Annotated in this window: 18 protein-coding genes; 10 read left to right on the plus strand and 8 right to left on the minus strand. The window is 46.7% G+C overall.

Annotated features, from left to right (window positions below; genetic code table 11):
• Window positions 1–252: 252 nt before the first annotated feature.
• From QL223_RS08370 to QL223_RS08380, 3 genes are all read right to left on the minus strand, one after another.
• The gene (locus QL223_RS08370; RefSeq protein ID WP_002540271.1) at window positions 253–1,680 is read right to left on the minus strand and encodes an NAD-dependent succinate-semialdehyde dehydrogenase; all 1,428 of its coding nucleotides are present in this window, start codon (window positions 1,678–1,680) and stop codon (window positions 253–255) included.
• Window positions 1,681–1,894: 214 nt separating this feature from the next.
• Window positions 1,895–3,232, minus strand: coding sequence for a CoA-disulfide reductase (locus tag QL223_RS08375; protein ID WP_002540272.1), 1,338 nt, complete (start codon window positions 3,230–3,232; stop codon window positions 1,895–1,897).
• Between the two features lie 66 nt (window positions 3,233–3,298).
• Window positions 3,299–4,699, minus strand: a complete 1,401-nt coding sequence (locus tag QL223_RS08380) for an L-cystine transporter (protein ID WP_281544455.1) — start codon at window positions 4,697–4,699, stop codon at window positions 3,299–3,301.
• Between the two features lie 888 nt (window positions 4,700–5,587).
• On the opposite strand from QL223_RS08380, the gene QL223_RS08385 reads away from it, so the two are divergent.
• Window positions 5,588–6,835: a hypothetical protein gene (locus QL223_RS08385; protein WP_281544456.1), complete on the plus strand. Its 1,248-nt coding sequence runs from the start codon at window positions 5,588–5,590 to the stop codon at window positions 6,833–6,835.
• Window positions 6,836–6,895: 60 nt separating this feature from the next.
• On the opposite strand, the gene QL223_RS08390 is transcribed toward QL223_RS08385, so the two are convergent.
• Complete coding sequence (locus QL223_RS08390; RefSeq protein ID WP_002540275.1) at window positions 6,896–7,915, minus strand: hypothetical protein; 1,020 nt, start codon at window positions 7,913–7,915, stop codon at window positions 6,896–6,898.
• Between the two features lie 252 nt (window positions 7,916–8,167).
• On the opposite strand from QL223_RS08390, the gene QL223_RS08395 reads away from it, so the two are divergent.
• Window positions 8,168–8,803, plus strand: coding sequence for a hypothetical protein (locus QL223_RS08395; protein WP_281544457.1), 636 nt, complete (start codon window positions 8,168–8,170; stop codon window positions 8,801–8,803).
• Window positions 8,804–8,806: 3 nt separating this feature from the next.
• Here the strand turns inward: QL223_RS08395 and QL223_RS08400 are convergent, their stop codons facing one another.
• The 3 genes from QL223_RS08400 to QL223_RS08410 form a co-directional block, all read right to left on the minus strand.
• Window positions 8,807–9,703 carry a DNA-3-methyladenine glycosylase gene (locus QL223_RS08400; protein WP_002540277.1) on the minus strand — a complete coding sequence of 299 codons (897 nt, stop codon included), beginning with the start codon at window positions 9,701–9,703 and terminating at the stop codon, window positions 8,807–8,809.
• 185 nt (window positions 9,704–9,888) lie between these two features.
• Complete coding sequence (locus QL223_RS08405) at window positions 9,889–10,596, minus strand: response regulator (RefSeq protein WP_281544458.1); 708 nt, start codon at window positions 10,594–10,596, stop codon at window positions 9,889–9,891.
• A 290-nt stretch (window positions 10,597–10,886) separates the two neighbouring features.
• A complete protein-coding gene (locus QL223_RS08410) occupies window positions 10,887–12,512 on the minus strand; it encodes a sensor histidine kinase (RefSeq protein WP_281544459.1) in 1,626 nt (541 codons plus the stop codon).
• A gap of 307 nt (window positions 12,513–12,819) precedes the next feature.
• On the opposite strand from QL223_RS08410, the gene QL223_RS08415 reads away from it, so the two are divergent.
• From QL223_RS08415 to QL223_RS08430, 4 genes are all read left to right on the plus strand, one after another.
• On the plus strand, window positions 12,820–13,803 hold the full coding sequence (locus QL223_RS08415) for a tripartite tricarboxylate transporter substrate-binding protein (protein WP_002540280.1): 984 nt from the start codon (window positions 12,820–12,822) through the stop codon (window positions 13,801–13,803).
• 122 nt (window positions 13,804–13,925) lie between these two features.
• Window positions 13,926–14,399 carry a tripartite tricarboxylate transporter TctB family protein gene (locus tag QL223_RS08420; protein ID WP_002540281.1) on the plus strand — a complete coding sequence of 158 codons (474 nt, stop codon included), beginning with the start codon at window positions 13,926–13,928 and terminating at the stop codon, window positions 14,397–14,399.
• Window positions 14,400–14,403: 4 nt separating this feature from the next.
• Window positions 14,404–15,957: a tripartite tricarboxylate transporter permease gene (locus QL223_RS08425; RefSeq protein WP_046306169.1), complete on the plus strand. Its 1,554-nt coding sequence runs from the start codon at window positions 14,404–14,406 to the stop codon at window positions 15,955–15,957.
• Window positions 15,958–16,149: 192 nt separating this feature from the next.
• On the plus strand, window positions 16,150–16,542 hold the full coding sequence (locus QL223_RS08430; RefSeq protein ID WP_281544460.1) for a hypothetical protein: 393 nt from the start codon (window positions 16,150–16,152) through the stop codon (window positions 16,540–16,542).
• 41 nt (window positions 16,543–16,583) lie between these two features.
• Here QL223_RS08430 and QL223_RS08435 read toward each other — a convergent pair whose 3' ends face one another.
• Window positions 16,584–16,775, minus strand: a complete 192-nt coding sequence (locus QL223_RS08435; RefSeq protein ID WP_002540284.1) for a hypothetical protein — start codon at window positions 16,773–16,775, stop codon at window positions 16,584–16,586.
• A gap of 195 nt (window positions 16,776–16,970) precedes the next feature.
• On the opposite strand from QL223_RS08435, the gene QL223_RS08440 reads away from it, so the two are divergent.
• The 4 genes from QL223_RS08440 (at window position 16,971) to QL223_RS08455 (ending at window position 19,591) form a co-directional block, all read left to right on the plus strand.
• The gene (locus QL223_RS08440) at window positions 16,971–17,666 is read left to right on the plus strand and encodes a glutathione S-transferase family protein (protein ID WP_281544461.1); all 696 of its coding nucleotides are present in this window, start codon (window positions 16,971–16,973) and stop codon (window positions 17,664–17,666) included.
• 81 nt (window positions 17,667–17,747) lie between these two features.
• Complete coding sequence (gene sigZ, locus QL223_RS08445) at window positions 17,748–18,299, plus strand: RNA polymerase sigma factor SigZ (RefSeq protein WP_281544462.1); 552 nt, start codon at window positions 17,748–17,750, stop codon at window positions 18,297–18,299.
• Between the two features lie 133 nt (window positions 18,300–18,432).
• A complete protein-coding gene (locus QL223_RS08450) occupies window positions 18,433–18,828 on the plus strand; it encodes a GFA family protein (RefSeq protein ID WP_002540288.1) in 396 nt (131 codons plus the stop codon).
• Between the two features lie 16 nt (window positions 18,829–18,844).
• On the plus strand, window positions 18,845–19,591 hold the full coding sequence (locus QL223_RS08455; protein ID WP_281544463.1) for a metallophosphoesterase family protein: 747 nt from the start codon (window positions 18,845–18,847) through the stop codon (window positions 19,589–19,591).
• Window positions 19,592–19,607: the final 16 nt, after the last annotated feature.

A 19,607-nucleotide genomic window follows, 5' to 3' on the forward strand; every position in this document is an offset into this window, starting at 1 on the left:
GAAAAAACACTGTTGCGCTTCACATTAAAGGAAAAGACCCGTCTTTGTGAAGTTTGATTGCAGAATTTTTATGCAGATTTCCAACAGTCACTTACGTATGTAGAGGAATTTCGTTAAAGATTAGTGAATGTTATGAGCGTAAAAGTGAATGAAAGGGATTTCTTGGTGTTAAGTGGGTTTGGTATGTGTTTTTAGCCATTTAAGCAAAAAAAGCAGGAATTTTGTCCCTGCTTTTTGATTCACCGAAAGTGATTACAAACCACCGAGGCAGATATATTTGGTATTCAGGTATTCATCGATACCCTGTTTGGCACCTTCGCGGCCAATGCCAGATTGCTTCACACCACCAAACGGTGCAACTTCGGTAGAGATAACCCCTTCATTGACGCCCACCATGCCGTAATCCAGCGCTTCCGCAATGGCGAAAATACGATTGATATCTTTGCTGTAGAAATAACTGGCAAGGCCGTAAATGGTGTCGTTCGCCATCTGCACCAGAGAGTTATCGTCGCTAAATCGAATGACAGGGGCGATAGGACCAAATATTTCTTCCTGAACAATCGCCATGTCGTGGGTGACATCAGTGAGGATCGTTGGCTCAAAGAATCGACCACCTTGATCTTTTCCTCCAACGGCTACTTTCGCCCCCTGTTCTGTCGCGCCAGTAATCAGGCGTTGGACCTTGGATTTGGCGTTATCGTCAATCAAAGGCCCAATGGTTACGCCATCCTCGAGACCATTTCCGATATTCAGTGCTTTCACGGCTTCTGAGAACTTCTCGACGAATTCGTCGTACACCGCATCCTGAACGTAAAAGCGGTTGGCACAAACACACGTTTGACCTGCGTTGCGGAATTTGGAGGCAACGGCACCTTTCACAGCGGCATCGATATCTGCGTCATCGAACACGATAAAAGGGGCATTGCCGCCAAGCTCCATCGACACACGTTTAACGCTCTCGGCACTTTGTTTCATGAGAATACGGCCGACATTAGTGGAGCCAGTAAAGGAGATTTTTTGTATTTGATCACTGCTACAGAAGAGTTCACCAGCCATCACTGCATCAGTTGTTGTCACTATCGCCAGTAAATCACGGGGTATACCAGCCTGATACGCAAGTTCTGCAACAGCGTAAGCACTTAAGGGCGTCTGAGCAGCAGGCTTGGCAATAAAGCTGCAACCTGCTGCCAGTGCTGGCGCGGCTTTACGGGTGATCATCGCGATAGGGAAATTCCATGGCGTGATGGCCGCTGCAACGCCGACAGGTTGGCGAATGGTCATGATTCTGCGGTCAGCCATTGGCGTTGGAATGGTCTCGCCATAAGTGCGCTTACCTTCTTCAGCAAACCATTGGATAAATGACGCGCCATAAACGACTTCACCACGGGACTCGGCAAGCGGTTTGCCTTGCTCTAATGTCATGATGCGCGCTAAATCTTCCTGATTTTCCATCAGTAGGTTAAACCATCGGATCAAAACCTCACTACGCTGTTTCGCTGTTTGTTTGGCCCAGGCTTTTTGTGCCTCTGAGGCTTTGCTGACGGCATTTTCTATCTCTTGCTGACTGTGATTAGGCACATAACCCAGAACGTCTCCGGTAGCAGGGTTATCAACAGCGATGGCAGTGTTCGTGTTTTCGCACATTGCCGAGAGTAGCGAGCGGTTAGTTATCTGTTCCATAGCGGCTTCCATTCGATGAACCAGTAGAGTTGAGATTAGCCTAACTGCCGGATTATTTGGTTGCAAGGAAAGGAGAGAAAGCAGGCAGAAACCTGAAAGAAAAGATGTTGAGATTGTGATGTGTGCAATATATTGAACGGATGAGCCTTTGAACGCTTGGAAACAAAAAGCCAGCGTCGTCGCTGGCTTTCAGAGTCTTCACATCAGGTTGATGTTATTTCGCAACGTTACCTGCCACGTTCATAATATCCCACGTGCGCGCAAACGGTGGCGCGTAGGCAAAGTCCATCATACCAAGTTGCTTGGTGGTCAACCCTGTACTTACGGCGACAGCCATTGCATCAATGCGGTGTACCGCGCCTTTGTAACCAATGATCTGCGCGCCAAGAATACGCTTTGAACCTTCCTCATACACCAACTTCATGTGCATGTCAGATTGGCCTTCGCAGTAATTGGTGTGGCATTTGTCTTTGATGGTGACGGTTTTCACCGCAAAGCCAGCGCGAATAGCTTCTTGCTCAGAAAGACCAGTGCGGCCGGCTTCCAATCCCAGAACGCGAACACAGCTTGTGCCCAAAGAACCCGGAAACTCCAGTGGTTCACCTTCGGTTTGCGCGATGTTGTCACCAATCATCCGGCCAAGCTTATTCGCACCGGTTGCCAGTGGGATATACACATTCTCACCGGATACTGAATGCCAGATTGTTGCGCAGTCGCCCGCAGCCCAAACATCGCTCAGTGATGTTTTACCTTGGCGATCCACGACAATGGCACCGTTATCTAAGGTTTTGATACCAGTCTCTTTCAGAAATTCGGTGTTTGGTTTAACGCCAGTACACACGATGACCAAATCTGTTACGTACTGGCCTTTGTCTGTTTCAATACCAGAAACATGACCTTCACCCAAAATGTTTTTCAGGGATTCGCCGGTGTGAATCTCAACGCCCGCTTTTTCCAGTTCAGACGAAAAATGAACGCTGATTTCGGCATCAAATGCATCAGGGATCAGGCGCTCAGCACGTTCAATCAGTCGAACCTTCTTACCTTGGTGAATCATGGCTTCGGCGACTTCAAGGCCAATAAAGCCAGAACCAATCACAGTGACATGCTGACATGATTCATCCTGAATCGCTTCTTTTAGCGAAAGACCGTCTTGCATGACACGAAGCGTATGAACGCCTTGCTTGTCGAGGCCAGAAACCGGTGGCAACAGTTCTCTCGCGCCGGTGGCAATCATCAGGCGGTCATACTCTGCGATGAACGTTTTGCCCTGATGGACGACTTCCAGCTTCTTTTGTTCAGCATCCAACTTGGTGACGCGATGGCCAGTTTTTACGGTAATGCCACGTTCAGCAAACTGTGCGGGCGTGAACTCTGACATATAGCCAGCATCTTGAAACTCATCAGCGACATAGTAGGGAAGACCGCATGCACCGAAGGAGATGACTTCTGAGGCTTCATAGACTGTGATGGTAGCGTTTGGGTTAACGCGACGAGCTTTAGCCGCAGCGCTCATGCCTGCTGCTTCACCGCCGATAATAACGATGTTCATGGTTTGAACCTTTAAATAGAACAGGAAAAGGGGACGTGATGCCCCCGATTGCAATTAGATGAGTGTTTATGCGGTGGCGTCTTCGCCATCCAAATTCAGCGGCTTGTCCTCGTTGAAAACGGTCATGTCAGTTTCGCCCATCAGCTTACTGGTCACAGAACCTGCTGTGATAGAACCTGAAACGTTCAACGCGGTGCGGCCCATGTCGATCAGAGGTTCAATCGAAATCAGAAGGCCTGCTAATGCCACTGGGAAGTCCATTGCTGAAAGCACAATCAACGCAGCAAATGTCGCGCCACCGCCGATACCGGCAACACCAAATGAGCTGACAGTAATTATGGCGATTAGAGGAACGAGGAATCCGATATCCAACGGGTTAATCCCCATTGTTGGTGCAATCATCACCGCAAGCATGGCCGGGTAGATGCCTGCACAACCATTTTGGCCGATGGTCGCACCAAATGAAGCTGCAAAGTTGGCAATGCCACTTGGTACGCCAAGCGCTTTCTCCTGTGTACGTACATTCAAAGGAATGGTTGCAGCACTGGATCGTGAAGTGAACGCGAAGGTCAGTACCGGGATAATTTTCTTCAGGTGGCGAATCGGGTTCAGGCCAACCAGTGAAATGATCAACAAGTGAATGACGAACATGGTGATCAGCGCGCCATAAGAAGCAAACACGAAGTTAGCCAAATTCACGATATCAGCGTAGTTAGACCCTGAAATCACTTTGGTCATTAGCGCCAATACACCGTAAGGCGTCAAACGCAGCACCATAGTCACTATGCGCATCACAATGGCTTGTGCGACTTTGATGAAGTGTTCGAATGAGGCGTAAATTTCGGGTTTCTTGGTGGAAATACCTGTCGCAGCCAAACCGATGAAGATGGAGAAGATCACCACGGCGATTGTCGATGTTTTACGCGAGCCAGTCATATCCAGGAATGGATTTGCAGGAATGAACTCTAGAATCATGTTAGCGAAAGACAAGCTTTCTACACGCCCCAGGTTTGCTTCCAAGGATTGGCCTCGGGCAACTTCCGCTGCCCCTGCTGTCAGGCCATCTGCACTCAGACCGAATAGCAGCGACCATGCAATGCCAACCAATGCTGCAATCATGGTGGTAATCACTAATACGCCAATGCTCATCGCGCTGATTTTACCCACCGATGTGCCGCCATTCAGTTTGAGAATGGCCGAAATGATCGAGACCATGACCAATGGGATGATGATCATTTGCAGTAGCTTAACGTAGCCTTTACCGACGATATCGAAGTAGTCAATGCTGCTGGCAATGATGTCTGAACCTGCACCGTAAAACAGTTGCAGTAATCCACCAAAAACAACACCTAAACCCAAGCCAGCAAAAACGCGTTTAGTAAAAGGAACATATTTGGCTTGGAGTTTATAAAGGAAATAGATAAGCGCGATGAATATCGCGAGGTTAAATATAACGCTCATTGTCATTCTATAATAATCCTTAAAAAAGTAGCGGGCTAAAATGAAACAAATAACAAAATAAAAACATATACCCAAACAACCTGAAGATGCTTGTATTCATAGGTCATCAATGCGTTCAATTCGAGGCAAATTTCACGAGGAATAGTCGTTCTATTTCCGTGGGATTTAACGAAGAAGTGGGCGCATTGAGGGCCTCCCTTCGGGCGAGTTGACTGATGCCGTGCTCTTTGTTGTTCCTTTTTGATGGAGATGACTACACCTGCAAAGAAACGCCGCGATCACGACACCAGTCAATCTCGCTGAATCCTGCATCTTCAGGTTGTTTGGGTATAAAATATATTTAACAAGTGAGAGGGAATCATCCATGTATGAAGACTCTCTCGAAACCACCTGGTTTCAGTCAGCAAGCGTGGTTATGGCGAATCATAAAGCCAAAGGCTTAAGCATATAAACGAGATCTATATTGCCAATAGTTATAAGATATAAATTCGACAGTTATTGGATAAATAAGAGTCGTGATTAACACTGGTATTTATATTTAGTCTAATTTAATTAACCAAAGTAAAACATGTTATCCGATTCTTTAATTTCCTGATTTATTTTTCATTAAGGATTTTAATTAGGATGATTTTAATTAAATGTGAACTTGGTTTTGCTTCTTTTAAACCAAAGTTATCTTTTTCTAAATACGGGATCTCGTCGTGTAAAACTTACAAAAATCAGTGTGATCTAAGTCATGTTTATCTGCTGACTCTGATTCAGGCATTGGTCTAGCTTTAAGGGGAGTGATTCAGATCACTAAAAGCGAAAAGTGGCAGCTAACTATAAGAAAAATAAAACAATGATGCTCTGAATATTAACCAGCTCAGATTCAGTGACCTAGGGGATTAGCCGATGAACAAACTCAATGCGGTCTTTTGTGCCGTCGCCTTTGCATCTTTACTCAGTGCCTGTCAGTCAACCAGTGAGCCAAGACAGGTTGCTTCTGAAACCAATGCACCCGCCCAAGAAAACCAGAACACACTAAAGATCTACGAAGCATCAAAAGCAAACTACGAGCGTTGGCTGGCTAAGATGGAGGAAAGCAAGTCACTAAGGCTTTACGACGATGACTTGGTCGATGATCTGTTCGATGCATGGGATGACGCTGTCGATGTGTACGAAGACTTCGCATCAAACCCCGCGAAAGCAACAGAAGACTATTCTGTCTTCTCTGATGGGACGTATGCTGAAATCTTCGACAAACGTCTGTCAAAAGTTGATGGGCTTTTTGAACGATTGCAAACACTCAAAACGACTGCAGATTCATTACTGGCTGAATCGATTGCTGAGATGGCTTACCTCGTAGAGATAGGCGCAGATGAGTTGTATGCATCACGCTATAACCGCTTGGCTTCTGATTACAGGAAGTTATTCTCTTATGTCGCGGATAACGACATTGATGATGCGCAGGTCAAGCAAGTCGTGTTCCTTGAAAATGCAAAGAAATTAGAAATTGCCGTTGTTCTCAAAACCCACGTTGAGCCACTGAAAAATCAGATTACCTTGCTTCGCCGTGAAGGGTTTAAGTCCGTAGCGCCCATCAGTTTCACTAAGTCAGAAGCTTCGCTCGAACAAGCGGTCGCCAGCGTTAATGCAAATCCCCGGGACATAGATGCCATCAATGCCGCTGTGGCTGCCGTTCAATTTGAAATTGACCACGTGAAGCATATCGGTCAGGAGGTAAAGCGGTTTAGAAATGTTGATGATGGTAAGTTTGAACCACTGATCCTTGAGTTGGAAAACCGACTTCATGCCATTGCGCAAGCGCTGGAAGGGTTAGATCTTCGCAATCAACCGATGCAGCAACAAGCCCTGGTGCTGGAAGAAAAGGCCCAGATGTTAAATACCGCTCTGACGTCGAAGCCCGACGTCGATCCTCAACTCGCGAAGCTGATGAGTGAACTGGATAAAGTGCAGTCAGATTTATCGATGTCGCAGCAGGAAAAAGCATCGCTAACGGCACAAGTGACGACACTGGAAGAGCAAAACAGCAAAAACGAAGGGCTGATTGACGACCTCAAGATGGTGATTGAAACCATCAAGCCAAAGGGAGATAGCAGTGTGACAGAAGTGAGTGCGGAACCCACTGACGGGCTTTAGACTCCAATTAATCAAATAAAGAAAAGAGCGCTTTACGCGCTCTTTTTCATTGATTGTGTTTTAAGCCAACAAGTAATAATGATTGTTGGCTTTCTTAGCAATAAGGCCGCCAAGCAACATTTGCTCAAACAAAGCGTCTACATCATCCGTTGAAAGCAGGAAATGTTTACCAACGGCTTTCTTAGAGCATGTGATCACGCCGTCTTGCACCGCTTTTTTTACTTTATCTTCAAGCGACAGTGCTTCTTCTGCGCAAGCAGCATCCGCGGTGAAAGGCTCATCTAAAGCGGGTTTATGTTCCAGATAGCCAATCGGCTTGCTAACATCTTCCGGCGTGATATCAATTTCAGTGTGGTGTTGATAGAAGCGTCGGAAACGCAACTCTTCACCAATCACACCGACAAAGAAAGCCGCAAACAGGTCGAGCAAAATAGAAAGGAATACGACAAGACCGAATTGTGCAGCTTGCTGAGAAACGCTGAACGCATCGGCCAGGCTGTCAATCAAACCAATCGCAGAGCCTTGCGTTACAGGCGGCAACGAATCGCGTTCTGTTGCCAACTTGATTTGCTCTTCACGAAGCTTGTTGTTTTGCTGCTGAATACGGGTAACGCCTGTCGCGATGCGTTCCATTTCAATGTACTTTTCAGCGGCGAGGTTATTGAGTTCAATTTGTTTTTCGATGGCGGCGATTTGTCTGTCGTAGGCTGCGACTTTTGCTTCCTGAATGGAGATAACACCCTGCGCCTTATTGGTTGCACTGTTGATGCCGCCAATACTCCCGCCAATAGAAATGGCAGCCAGCACTAAATAGAAGACCAACGCAGTGATTGCGCCTGTGTAGTTTTTGTGTGCGCGACGCTCTCCAAATTCGTACCAAGCGTAGAATTTTCCCGCTTCGAAAATGATTGCCAGAGTACCAAACAACACCTTCATCATGGTGTTGTCATCAATGGAAAGGAATAGTAGCAGCGAAAAAACCGTAGAGGTAACAACAGCGGCACCGGTGAAGGTGTACACGCTGATCATGGCAAACGGCCCTTTAGGGTAACGATAACCCAACATGTTTTTGTAATGCATAAATGTGTCATTGATCACGGTACGAGGGCGGGGAGCATACCGCAATGATCATTAGGGTTCCGCAACTGTGGCACGTTAAGACGTTCAAGTGCATGTTTTTACGTCAATCTGAGAGCGAAATGAACGATTTTAAGTGGCGATAACTGTTGTCCATCTGAGAAAGCTGAATAAATTGGTAATTAAAAGTCACAGCGCTCAACCGTTGCATATTGATAAAGCATTTTAAGCAACGTATAAAATAAGCAAAAAGGAATGTTTATGTTGTCAGTTAGGGAAGTGTCTGGTTTTGGTGCTGTGTTATCGATCTTATTGGTGTTACTCCCTTTTGAAGATGATATTGAAGGGTTGTTAATCTCAAAAGCACCTTTATCGGTTGAAACGCAAGTATCAGAATCAAGCGTCCAACCAAAAATACAAGGAGAGACATGCAGTGTTAGAAGTTCTTTTCTATTTAGTGGTTGTGAAAAAGAGCATGATGAATTCTCTTCGCCAGACACAGGCAACCCAGAACTGAATGCTAAATTCGAAATTTGTAAGGTGAGTTATCAAACAACTGGTAAATTTCAGACTCATACTGAGTGCGTAGATGTATATAAAAAGATGGCTAAGTTTTGTATGGAAAACCCTCACTTGCTGTCCAGCTACAATACGCTTAGTCGGTACAACACCTGCCAGTCTCTGATGATGATTGAATCGCTATCAAGAATGGCCATGTTTCAGCCAGAAAAATTCAGAAATAAAGATATCGACTATGACTTGAGGATCGTCGATAAAGTAAATCCATTCAATGGAGTAAAATCACCTCAACAGCTTAAGCAGCGACTTACTGACATTGAAAGTGAGATTCAAGATTCTATTGAGCGTGCAAAAGCCGGCCCCTCTGGATGATTTCTAGTAACTCTTGGCAGAATCCATCGCCCATAAATGTGCTGCGACCAATGCGCGATAAGGAGAAAAAGGCGCAAGCCATTGTTGAGTTTCTTTCTCCGTTGGCTTTTCTTCCAGTCCTAATAACTGTTGAAGGCTTCTGCGGACGGCGACATCGCCATGAAGTGAACCATCCAACCAGCCGAATCCACGCAAAAGGGTATAGCTGACCGTCCATGGCCCCACACCTTTGACAGCAAGAAGCTGTTTGCCGATCTCTTCGGGGTCTGCATCTAACGACAGAGACAGGCTGCCGTCTACCAACGCTTGAGCAATACGCTGAATGGTTGTTGCCTTACTGTTCGAGTATCCGCAGTTTCGGTAAGTATCAATCTCGGTTTGGGCCAGAATTATTTCGTCGGGCAAACACCATATGCCGCTGCTGTGTTGCTTCCCGGTTGCCTGAATCAGTCTGCGTCGAATTGAGACTGCGGCTTCAACGCTGATGAGCTGTCCCGTGATTGCCCATGTAATGGCTTCGAAGGGTGTAACGGTTTGAGGAATTCGGAGCCCTGAAGAATGATTCAATAGGCGGGAAACATCGCAGTGAGCTTTGTATTCTGATTCAAAGTCTTCTGTGGCTTGCTTTAGTCCGAGCATATGTTGAAGAAGACTATTGAGATCGTCCTCTGTCATTAGGCACGTTTCTGCGTCCGATTGAATATCCAGTCTGGCTGAATCTGCAGATAAAGAAAGGTGAAGTAGGGTAGGAACGCCTTCTAAGGTGATGCCTTTTATCACTTCATTGCCTTCGACTTTTTCAGCCAGCTCAGTTTTGTCTCTTCTATGAAAAGTCAGAAAATCTTGATGACGAAAACTCTCAGGGAGTGACGTTGTCACTGAGAGAGGGGCATGGTTCATGTTTTCTAACTCCATGTTGAAGAAGGACTTGGACACTTACGAAAAGCGCTAACAATCAAGACTAAGCGTTCATTCGATGGAACGCGATAAATAACGTTATAACGCACTATAACTGAATATGTTAACTTCCAATTATTCAATTAGGATCACAGTCGCGCGACTCGTCTCCTAGTCTGCAAAAGGGTTTATGCGGAGATGTATCTGCGTTCAGGTCGACCGACGCTGCCGTAATTAACCTGTGCTTCCAATTCCTGGGTGCTGACCATGTATTCGAGGTAGCGTCTTGCCGTGGTGCGGCTCGCGCCGATCATGGCACCAACTTCTTCTGCATTGAGGGAGGCGTCTGAATCAAAGAACACGGTACGGATTTTATCGAGTGTGATGCCATCAATCCCTTTTGGCAGTCGTTGAATGGAACTGGCGATTTCTTGTGACGCTGTACCCGTACTTACCGTACGTTGAGGTAATAAGGTATCGACGTCGGTTTGAACCAAATCATCCATGGCATGCAATTTTTCAAGATGCGCGGCGTATTGATGAATGGCTTCTTTTAAGCGTTCGAACACTAGCGGTTTGAGGATGTAGTGGAATACGCCGCTGCGTAACGCTTCACGCAAGGTGTCGACCTCTTTGGCCGCTGTAATAAGAATGACATCGGTTTCGCTGTTGTTTGCCCGTAATTTACGGAGAAGCTCGAGGCCTGTTCCATTAGGGAAGTGGTTATCAAGAAGCAGGAGTTCAGGTTTGAATACATCCACCAAATCTTCCGCGTCTTCAAGCGTATGCGCGATGCCGACAAGTTCGACGCCCTCGATACGTTCAAGAAAGCGTTTTTGAATCTCTGCGATTTGAACGTCATCTTCTGCGATAACGACGCGGATGTTTTGTGCCATAGGTACTGCTGACTCCTTGCTTAGTCTCTGTTGATAGTTTAGCTCTGATTTTCAAAGGATTTAAGGGTATACCCAAACGACCTGAAGATGCAGGATTCAGCGAGATTGACTGGTGTTGTGATCGCGGCGTCCCTTTGCTGGTGTAGTCACCTCCATCAAAAAGGGACAACAAAGAGCACGGCGCCAGTCAACTCGCCCGAAGGGAGGTCATCAATGCGCCCACTTCTTCGTTAAATTCCACGGAAATAGAACCACTATTCCTCGCGAAATTTGCCTCGAATTGAACGCATTCATGGCCTCTGAATACAAGTATCTTCAGGTTGTTTGGGTATATACACCGTAAAACGGCTGCCCATGGTATCGCCAGGCTCGAGCAAAATCGTACCACCGAGCTTTTGCAAAAGCTTTTGCACCAAATGAAGCCCATAGCCGTGACCTTCGCCCTTTTTGCTGGTGACACCTTTAAGGAAGATGCGCGAGTGGTCTTCTTCGAGAATACCTTGCCCTTCGTCCTCTATTTCAAATATGAGGTCATTGCCTAGATCGGTCATGGACAGCCTGACTTCCATGCGTTTGTTGCTTAACGTGGCTTCAAGGGCATTGTCGATCAAGTTACCGATGATACTCACTAACTCTTCGCGAGGGATGTGATCGGGAATCTCTTTCATTGAGCTTTCTGGGTCGATTTCGAGGCGTAAACCCAGTTCTTTGGCGCGGTTGTATTTCCCCAGCAAACAGCCCGCGAGGATAGGGTCAGGCACGGCTTCAACCATCAGGTGTATCAGCGCTTGATGGCTTTGGGTTTCCTGTCCAATGAGAGCCAATGCTTCATCGGTAGCACCGATTTGTATCAGACCCGCAATGGTATGGAGTTTATTGGAATACTCGTGGGACTGACTGCGCAGCGTATCCGCATATTGCTGGATTTGAGTCAGCTGTTTACTCACGGCATCGAGCTCGTCTTTACGGCGAAAGCTCGACACAACGCCTGTGATTTCGTTGTCCTGAAGCAGGGGGAGACGGTTCACAATCAGGTTTCTGTCTTGTAGCCAAATTTCTTTATCAAAATGCGGTTTACCGGATTTAAGCACATCCATTAAACGGCTGTCGGGCAGCACTTCTTCAATAGGGCGGTCGGTGAGCTTAGTGTTGGCATCTAATCCCAGCGTTTCAACGGCAGCGCGGTTAAAGGTCGTGATACGCCCTTTGTTATTGACGGCAATGATCCCTTCACGGACGGATTCAAGCGTCGCATTTCTCTCTTGAAACAATCGACCTATCTGTTCGGGTTCAAGACCAAAAATCGCTTTTTTAAAGTGGTTAGCAAACCACAGACCCGTCAAGACACTTAACGAAAAGCTGATGGCAATAACGATATAGAGCGTGGCGATATAGCGGTTGATGATGTCATCAACGGATTTGAGCAAGAAACCGACCGAGACAATGCCGACAACCTCTTCGCTACTGGAGTCAAAGATTGGGGCTTTTCCTCTCACTGTCGCCCCGAGGCTACCCGTTGCTTTTTGAATATAGGGTTTGCCGTAAAGCAAGGCGGGCTCGTTGTAATCGCCGTCATCGTCATACATGGGTTTACCTACCCGTTCCCAAGATGGGTGGGCGAGTCTTATGCCATTTCGGTCTCCAATCACGACAAACCGGGCGTCATTCACTTCGGCCAGATCAATGGCCAGCGGTTGCAGGTATTCACTGTCTCTCTGTTCTGCTGCTTCAACCACGGCCGGCATGGCGGCAATCGTTTTGGCCACGTTTAAGGCACGTTGGCTGATTTGTTCGTCGAGAGAATGAGAAAGATAGAAAAGTGCAAACAGACCGATAAATCCAGTTTGCAGCAAGGCCATCATGCCAAGGATCAGCATCATGCGGGTTTTGAGCTTGAGCGCGCGAAGTGAAAACATCCAGAGGTGAAACCTTTTGTTTACTAAAGAGGGCGAGTTCGTGGTTTAAGCATACTCGCAATTATCTATCTACTTGAAATGATGATTCTTTGTTCCTTATCACGCAAGTGAACAATATGAACAAAATGTTTTTAAAGGTTTAAAAAAACATTAAAAACACAAGCTTTCCAGATCCGAGGTCACCAAATAGTTTGAAAGAGTAGGGCTAAGATACCGAAACGGCGCATTGCGCTAAAACGCCATTTTGAGCGGAGTTTCGGCATAAATCTATCTCGTCCAAAGGACGGAACGACACGAGGAAAAACCTATGATTTCAAATCTGTTCGCCAAAAAACGTTCATTCGTTGCTGCATTGGCGCTCACGTCTGCACTGAGTGCGGGAATAGCTAACGCTGCTGTTGAAGAAGTTCACTTCCTTATCCCTGGTGGTGCAGGTGGTGGCTGGGATGGCACTGCGCGCGGTACCGGTGAGGCTTTGTCTAAAGCAGGTCTTGTTGAAACTGTTTCTTATGAAAATATGTCTGGTGGCGGCGGCGGTAAAGCGATTGCGCACCTGATCGAAACCGCTGATCAAGCTGACAATACGCTGATGGTGAATTCAACCCCGATTGTTATTCGCTCACTTTCTAAAGTTTTCCCTCAGTCTTTCCGTGACCTGACGCCAATCGCCGCGACGATTGGTGACTATGCGGCTTTCGTGGTACCAACCAGCTCCAAATACCAAACTTTCGCTGAGGTTTTGGCTGACTACAAAGAAAACCCACGTTCTATTGCGATCGCTGGTGGTTCTGCGCGAGGCAGCATGGACCACTTGGTTGCAGCTCAAGCATTCAAAGCAGCGGGTGGTGATCCTAAGAAACTGAAATATGTCGCTTACGATGCAGGTGGTAAAGCAATGGCTGGCATTCTGTCAGGTGAAGCTCAACTGCTGTCTACCGGTTTCTCAGAAGCACTGGCACTCAAAGATGCAGGCGAAGTTCGCATTCTGGCTATGACAGGTCCAGAGCGCTCTCCAGCAGCTGCGGATGTTCCGACTCTGAAAGAGCTGGGTGTTGATGCAGAGTTCACCAACTGGCGTGGTTTCTTTGCCGCACCGGGTTTGTCTGATGCACAAGCTGATGAATACGCTGCAGTACTGGAGAAAATGTATTCGACCGATGAATGGGCGGAAGTTCGTGACCGCAACGGTTGGATCGAAATCTTCAAACCTCGTGCTGAGTTCGTCACTTTCCTTGAAGGTCAGGAGCAAGAAGTGGGTGCACTGATGAAAGAGCTTGGCTTCCTGCGCTAAGCCTCAACGAAAAGGGCTCGGTGGTTCTCCGAGTCCTGATTCAATTTAAGGCCCAAGGATAAGGCCTTATCGCTTTTCAAGACGGACATTTCCGTCTTAATTTGCAGTTCAAGGAGTGTCACATGGTTGTCACTAAAGACCATATCGGTGGTCTCATATTTCTTTGTCTTTCAGTGGCATACGGCTACTACGCTCGTCAAATCCCAATGTTGCCCGGTGACGAATACGAACCTTTCCACGCACAGACTTTGCCTATTGCCTTGTCGTATATGGGCGGCATTTTAGGCGTGCTCATGCTGGTTACTGGGCGAAGAGACGCTGCCGCGAAGTTGTCTCTGGCGGGGCTGGATTTTGTTTTGGTGGCGAAACTGCTGGTGCTGATTGTTGCTTTCGCTTTTGCACTGGAGTGGGTCGGCTTCCTGCTTTCTACCATTTTCTTTTTGGTTGTCGGTTACTGGATTCTTGGTGAACGTCGTCCAAAAACATTGTTCATTGCGTCTGTGCCGTTTGCTGTGGGTATCTGGTTTGTGCTGGCAAAGCTATTAGATATCTATCTCGCTCCAGGGCGCGCGTTTACCCAGTTGTTCGGAGGTTAAGGCTATGTGGGAAGGAATTGCTACGGGCTTAGGCACCGCAACTATGCCTTTTAACATTATGATGGTGGTCGTTGGCTGTTTCGCCGGTACCTTCATCGGTATGCTGCCGGGTCTTGGCCCAATTTCAGCAGTGGCGCTCATGATCCCGATTACTTATGGTCTGGATCCTGCGTCTGGCATCATCCTGATGGCAGGCGTGTATTATGGTGCCGTATTTGGTGGCTCCACTTCTTCTATTCTGATTAACGCACCAGGTTGTGCGAGTACAGTGGTTACTGCGTTCGACGGTTATCCTCTTGCTCAACAACGTCAGGCGGGTAAAGCCTTGGCGCTCGCTGCGTACTCCTCTTTTACTGGCGGTACGATTGGCGCAATTATTCTGCTGTTTGCCGCACCAGCACTGGCAAAGGTTTCGCTAAGTTTCCAGTCTGCCGACTATTTTGCCTTGATGATCCTTGGCTTGACCGCAGTCGCTGCATTTGCTGGTAAAGGTCAGGTGCTAAAAGCGATGGCAATGACGGTATTCGGTCTGATGATTGCGACCGTTGGTACGGATGTTATTACCGGTGCGCCGCGCTTTACGTTCAACAATATCGATCTGATTGACGGTATCAGCTTCCTGTTGTTGGCAATGGCAACGTTTGCTTTGGCAGAAGTGGTAATGACTGTGCTGAAAGGCCAGCACAAAGAAGAAGAACCAGATATGGACATGGCGGCGCTTGGCAGCATGAAATTGTCTAAAGACGAAGTGAAAGAAGTCGCCCCAACGGTAGCCCGTTCTTCAGTCTTTGGCTTTATCGTGGGCGTGCTTCCCGGTGCAGGTGCAACGATTGCGTCGTTCCTTGCTTATGGTTTGGAACGAAACCTCGCGCCAAAACGTCTGAAGGAGAAGTTCGGTAAAGGTGCATTACGAGGCCTTGCAGCGCCAGAATCAGCCAATAATGCGGCATCGACAGGTTCTTTTGTGCCACTGCTAACCTTGGGTATTCCAGGCTCTGGTACAACAGCGATCATGCTGGGTGCTTTGATTGCTTATGGCATCCAGCCAGGGCCGCGCTTATTTATTGATAACCCGGATGTGTTCTGGTCCGTGATCATCTCTATGTACTTTGGCAACATCGTACTGCTCATTCTGAACCTGCCGCTGATCCCATATATCTCGCGTCTGCTGGTCATCCCAAGACCGATTCTTATCCCACTTATCCTGTTCTTCTCCATCACAGGTGTATATCTGGTCAGTTTCAATACGTTTGATATCAACATGATGGTACTGATCACTGTCGTGGCAATTTTGCTCAAACTATTGGATTTCCCAATGGCGCCAATGCTCCTGGGCTTTATATTGGGCGGTATCATGGAAAACAACCTCAGTCGGTCGCTCATTATCTCTGATGGTAGCTTGAGCTTCCTCTGGGAAAGGCCACTGACGTTGACCATTATGTGCATTTCGGTGTTTGTTCTGTTGCTGCCTTTGATTCGTGCAGGCTTGGAAAAGCTGGGCGTTGGTGTGAAAAGGAGTCAACAGGCGAATGTTCAAATTGACCGAGGTGATGGCTAAAAGGGCATAGACTGAAATCAACCTAAGAGCCACCGATGGAGGTGGCTCTTTTATATAAAAATATTGAACACTGTTTTATATTTCTGATAGGGTGACTTGATATGTGATTCAAGTTGTCTTTAATAGACTGACGATACCGCGGGTTTGGGTATAAGATTCAAACCAAACGCCAAGCAATCAAATAGGGAGAGCATGATGAATCCAATGAAAGCACTGGTGCTGTCATTAATGCTTGTGTTGCCTTTATCGGCGCAGGCAGAGGAAGAAAGTAGCTGGGAGAAAGCGAAAGAATCTGCAAGCGAAGCTTGGGGCTCTGCGAAAGAGGCAGGTAAGAATGCTTGGGATGCGACCAAAGAAAAGAGCGGGGAGCTGCTCAATAACGCTGAGGAAGGTGGAAGCAACCTTTGGGACAGCGCAAAAGAGAAAAGCTCAGAGCTCTGGAATAAAGGCAAAGAGAAAGGCAGCGAACTGGTCGAAGAAGCAGAAAAGAAAGCTGAAGAAATGCTAGAGCCTGAAGAAACTGAACCTGCGCCAGTTAAACCTCTAGATCCAGAAAAATCTGAGAAATTTAACCAATCAGCCTGAATGCACGAAAAGGCATAATGAACAGCATTGTGCCTTTTTTCTTAAATCGCCTTACGAACCCCTTCAAGTTCATCCAGTCTGGCCTCATGGCCAAGGATCGCATCAGCCTGTTCTGCAGGCGTCTTTAGTTTTTTTAACGCACCGTCCAGCATTAAATCCAACGTGTCGATAGATTTTGCACGACGAAAGAAAATAAGCCATTCGGTACGGTTTTTAGGCAAGGCTTGAGACATGAAACTCCGTTCATATTTTGTTCTGTAATAAGAGCATTTTAGCAAAGTTTACTAAAAGAGAGGAGCATAAGCTGCTCCGCAACAGCGCGAGTTATTCTGGAATTTAAAAACTTAGAAAAAAATTGTCATCATCCTTCGTCTTTTTCATTTCCTCTTCGTCTTATAGGTAAAGTCCCTAAAAGAAGAAGCATTCTTATGATTAAAGTTGTTAGTTTTAAAATCTGTCCTTTCGTTCAACGTGTCACTGCATTGCTTGAGGCTAAAGAAGTCCCTTATGAGATTGAATACATCAGCCTCAAGGATAAGCCTGATTGGTTCCTGGAAATCTCCCCCAATGGGCAGGTTCCTTTGCTTATCACCGAAAGCGGCGTGGCTTTGTTCGAGTCTGATGCCATCGTTGAATACATCGAAGATGAATTTGGACCTTTGCAAGACCAGTTGAGTAACGAAGACAAAGCGGTGCAGCGCGCATGGAGCTATCTGGGTACCAAACACTACCTGATGCAGTGCGGCACCATGAGCAGCAAAGATAAAGCGACCTTTGATGAAAGGGCAAGTAAGTTACAATTGGTTTTCCAGAAAGCTGAGAAGCAACTGACAGGTGACACGCGATTCTTTGACTCAAACACGCTAGGCAAAGTTGATGTTGCTTGGTTACCGCTCTTGCATCGCGCTGCGATTATTAAAGAAAAGGCCGGGTATGACTTCCTATGTGGTCTGCCAAAGATGCAGGCATGGCAGCACGCCGTTTTAGAGACAGGTTTTGCCGTGAAGTCAGTATCATCGGACTTTGTTGAACGATTCAGCGATTTCTACCTTAAAAACACCTATCTTGGTGAAGGTAAAGATGTGGCGGCTAGTCAGTGCGGATCGTCAAGCTGCTGCGGTTAAGCGATTTAACTTTAAAAATAAATACACTTGGCTGGTGGGAGACATCCCATCAGCCAATTTCCGTTTATGTAAGAGTGAGCAATGACAATAGAAGCCATTTGGTCTGAGTATCAGACAGGTCTTAAAGCCTTTATTCGTAGCAAAGTCAGCAATCCGGACGATGCGGAAGATTTGCTGCAGGACATACTGGTAAAGACGTATACCAGCCTGTCTTCTTTGCATGAGCGCAGCAAGTTAAAGCCTTGGCTGTTTCAGATAGCCAACAATGCCATCATCGATTTCTATCGGAGAAAAAGGTTCGACAGCAATGGTAGTGATGAGGTCGGTACCGAACTCTGGCTAGATGAAGAATCGCCTTCTGTTGTCCAAGATCTTTCCAAATGTATTCTCCCATTTTTACACGGTTTGTCTGAGAGTGAGGCCGAATTGCTAAAGGCGATTGAGATAGACGGCGTCAGCCAGAAAGATTACGCGGAAACTCATGATATTAATTATTCAACGTTAAAGTCGCGGTTAAAGAAAAGTCGGCAGAACTTGATGGGCTTATTCGATCAGTGCTGCAAGTTCTCGTTGGACAGCCAAGGCAATCTGATGGAGTACGAACGTAGGGATGGCCATTGTTCTAAGTGTTAGTGTTCCATAGAAATGACTGAATTGGGAGTTGAGTGGCGTTTAACGTTTAACCCTCTGTTATTTTTAGAATCAATGCAGTTGAATAAATTGCGTCAGGTCAGTTGACCTGAATGGCATGGATGATGAGGCGAGTATGATTCGTAAAGTTGGCCCTACAGAAATAAAAGAAAAACATAAATTTACATGCCACTGTGGTGGTGTGGAGTTGGAGCTTTCTTTACCGAATGGTATTGATAAACCTCGCCGCTGTGACTGTTCAATTTGCCGCAGAAAAGGGGCCGTGGTGGCTTCTGTTAAATTGGATGGCATTAACATTGTCAAAGGGCAGGAGCTCCTCAAGCTGTATACGTTCAACACTCACACAGCAAAACACTATTTTTGTTCAGAGTGCGGTATTTACACACACCACCAGCGTCGCTCAGATCCTTCAGAATATGGTTACAACGTGGGTTGCCTGGAAGGTGTTAATCCCTTTGATTTGGGTGACGTTGTCACTAACGACGGTGTAAACCATCCCGCTGATCGCTAAATATAAGGATGTTTAAATGCGCTTAGCCCTGATATCAGATATACACAGTAATGTTTTTGCATTGGATGCAGTGTTAAGTGATATTCGTCGAGAATATGTCGATGTTATCGTTAATCTCGGCGATATCTTGTACGGACCAATCGCCCCACGTGATACGTTTAATCTATTGATGCAGCATGAGATTGTTACGATTCGTGGCAATCAGGACAGGCAGATTTATGAGGCGCAGGAAGCGGAAATTGCTTCAAATCCGACGATGCAGTTTATTCTGGACGATCTTGGCGCAGCGCCCCTCGACTGGATGAAGTCATTGCCCCCTACCATGCAATTCAATGAGGATGTATTTTTCTGTCACGGTACGCCGGATAACGATTTGGTCTACTTGCTGGAAGATGCGTCAAGCGGAAGCCCGGTATTGAGAAGTGACGACGACATAATGACGTTGCTGACGGGCAACCCAAGCCACCTAATTTGTTGCGGTCATACCCATTTAGCAAGATCAGTTTCGACGCGCAGCAATCAACTCATCGTTAATCCCGGTAGTGTGGGACTTCCCGCCTACAAGGATGACGAGCCTTGGGTTCATGCGATGGAAAGCTTTAGCCATCATGCTTCATACGCAATTGTAGAAGGTGAGGGTAAAAGCTGGAGCGTGAACCACAAGCGAATCGATTACGATGTTCGCAAAGCCGTTGAAGCTGCAAAAAGCAGAAATCGTGATGACTGGGTTTCGTTCCTAAGCACAGGACGTGCAGTTAACTGAGCAACGCGATTTCGCC

Source organism: Grimontia sp. SpTr1, assembly GCF_947387585.1.
GTDB classification, from domain to species: Bacteria; Pseudomonadota; Gammaproteobacteria; order Enterobacterales; family Vibrionaceae; genus Enterovibrio; species Enterovibrio indicus.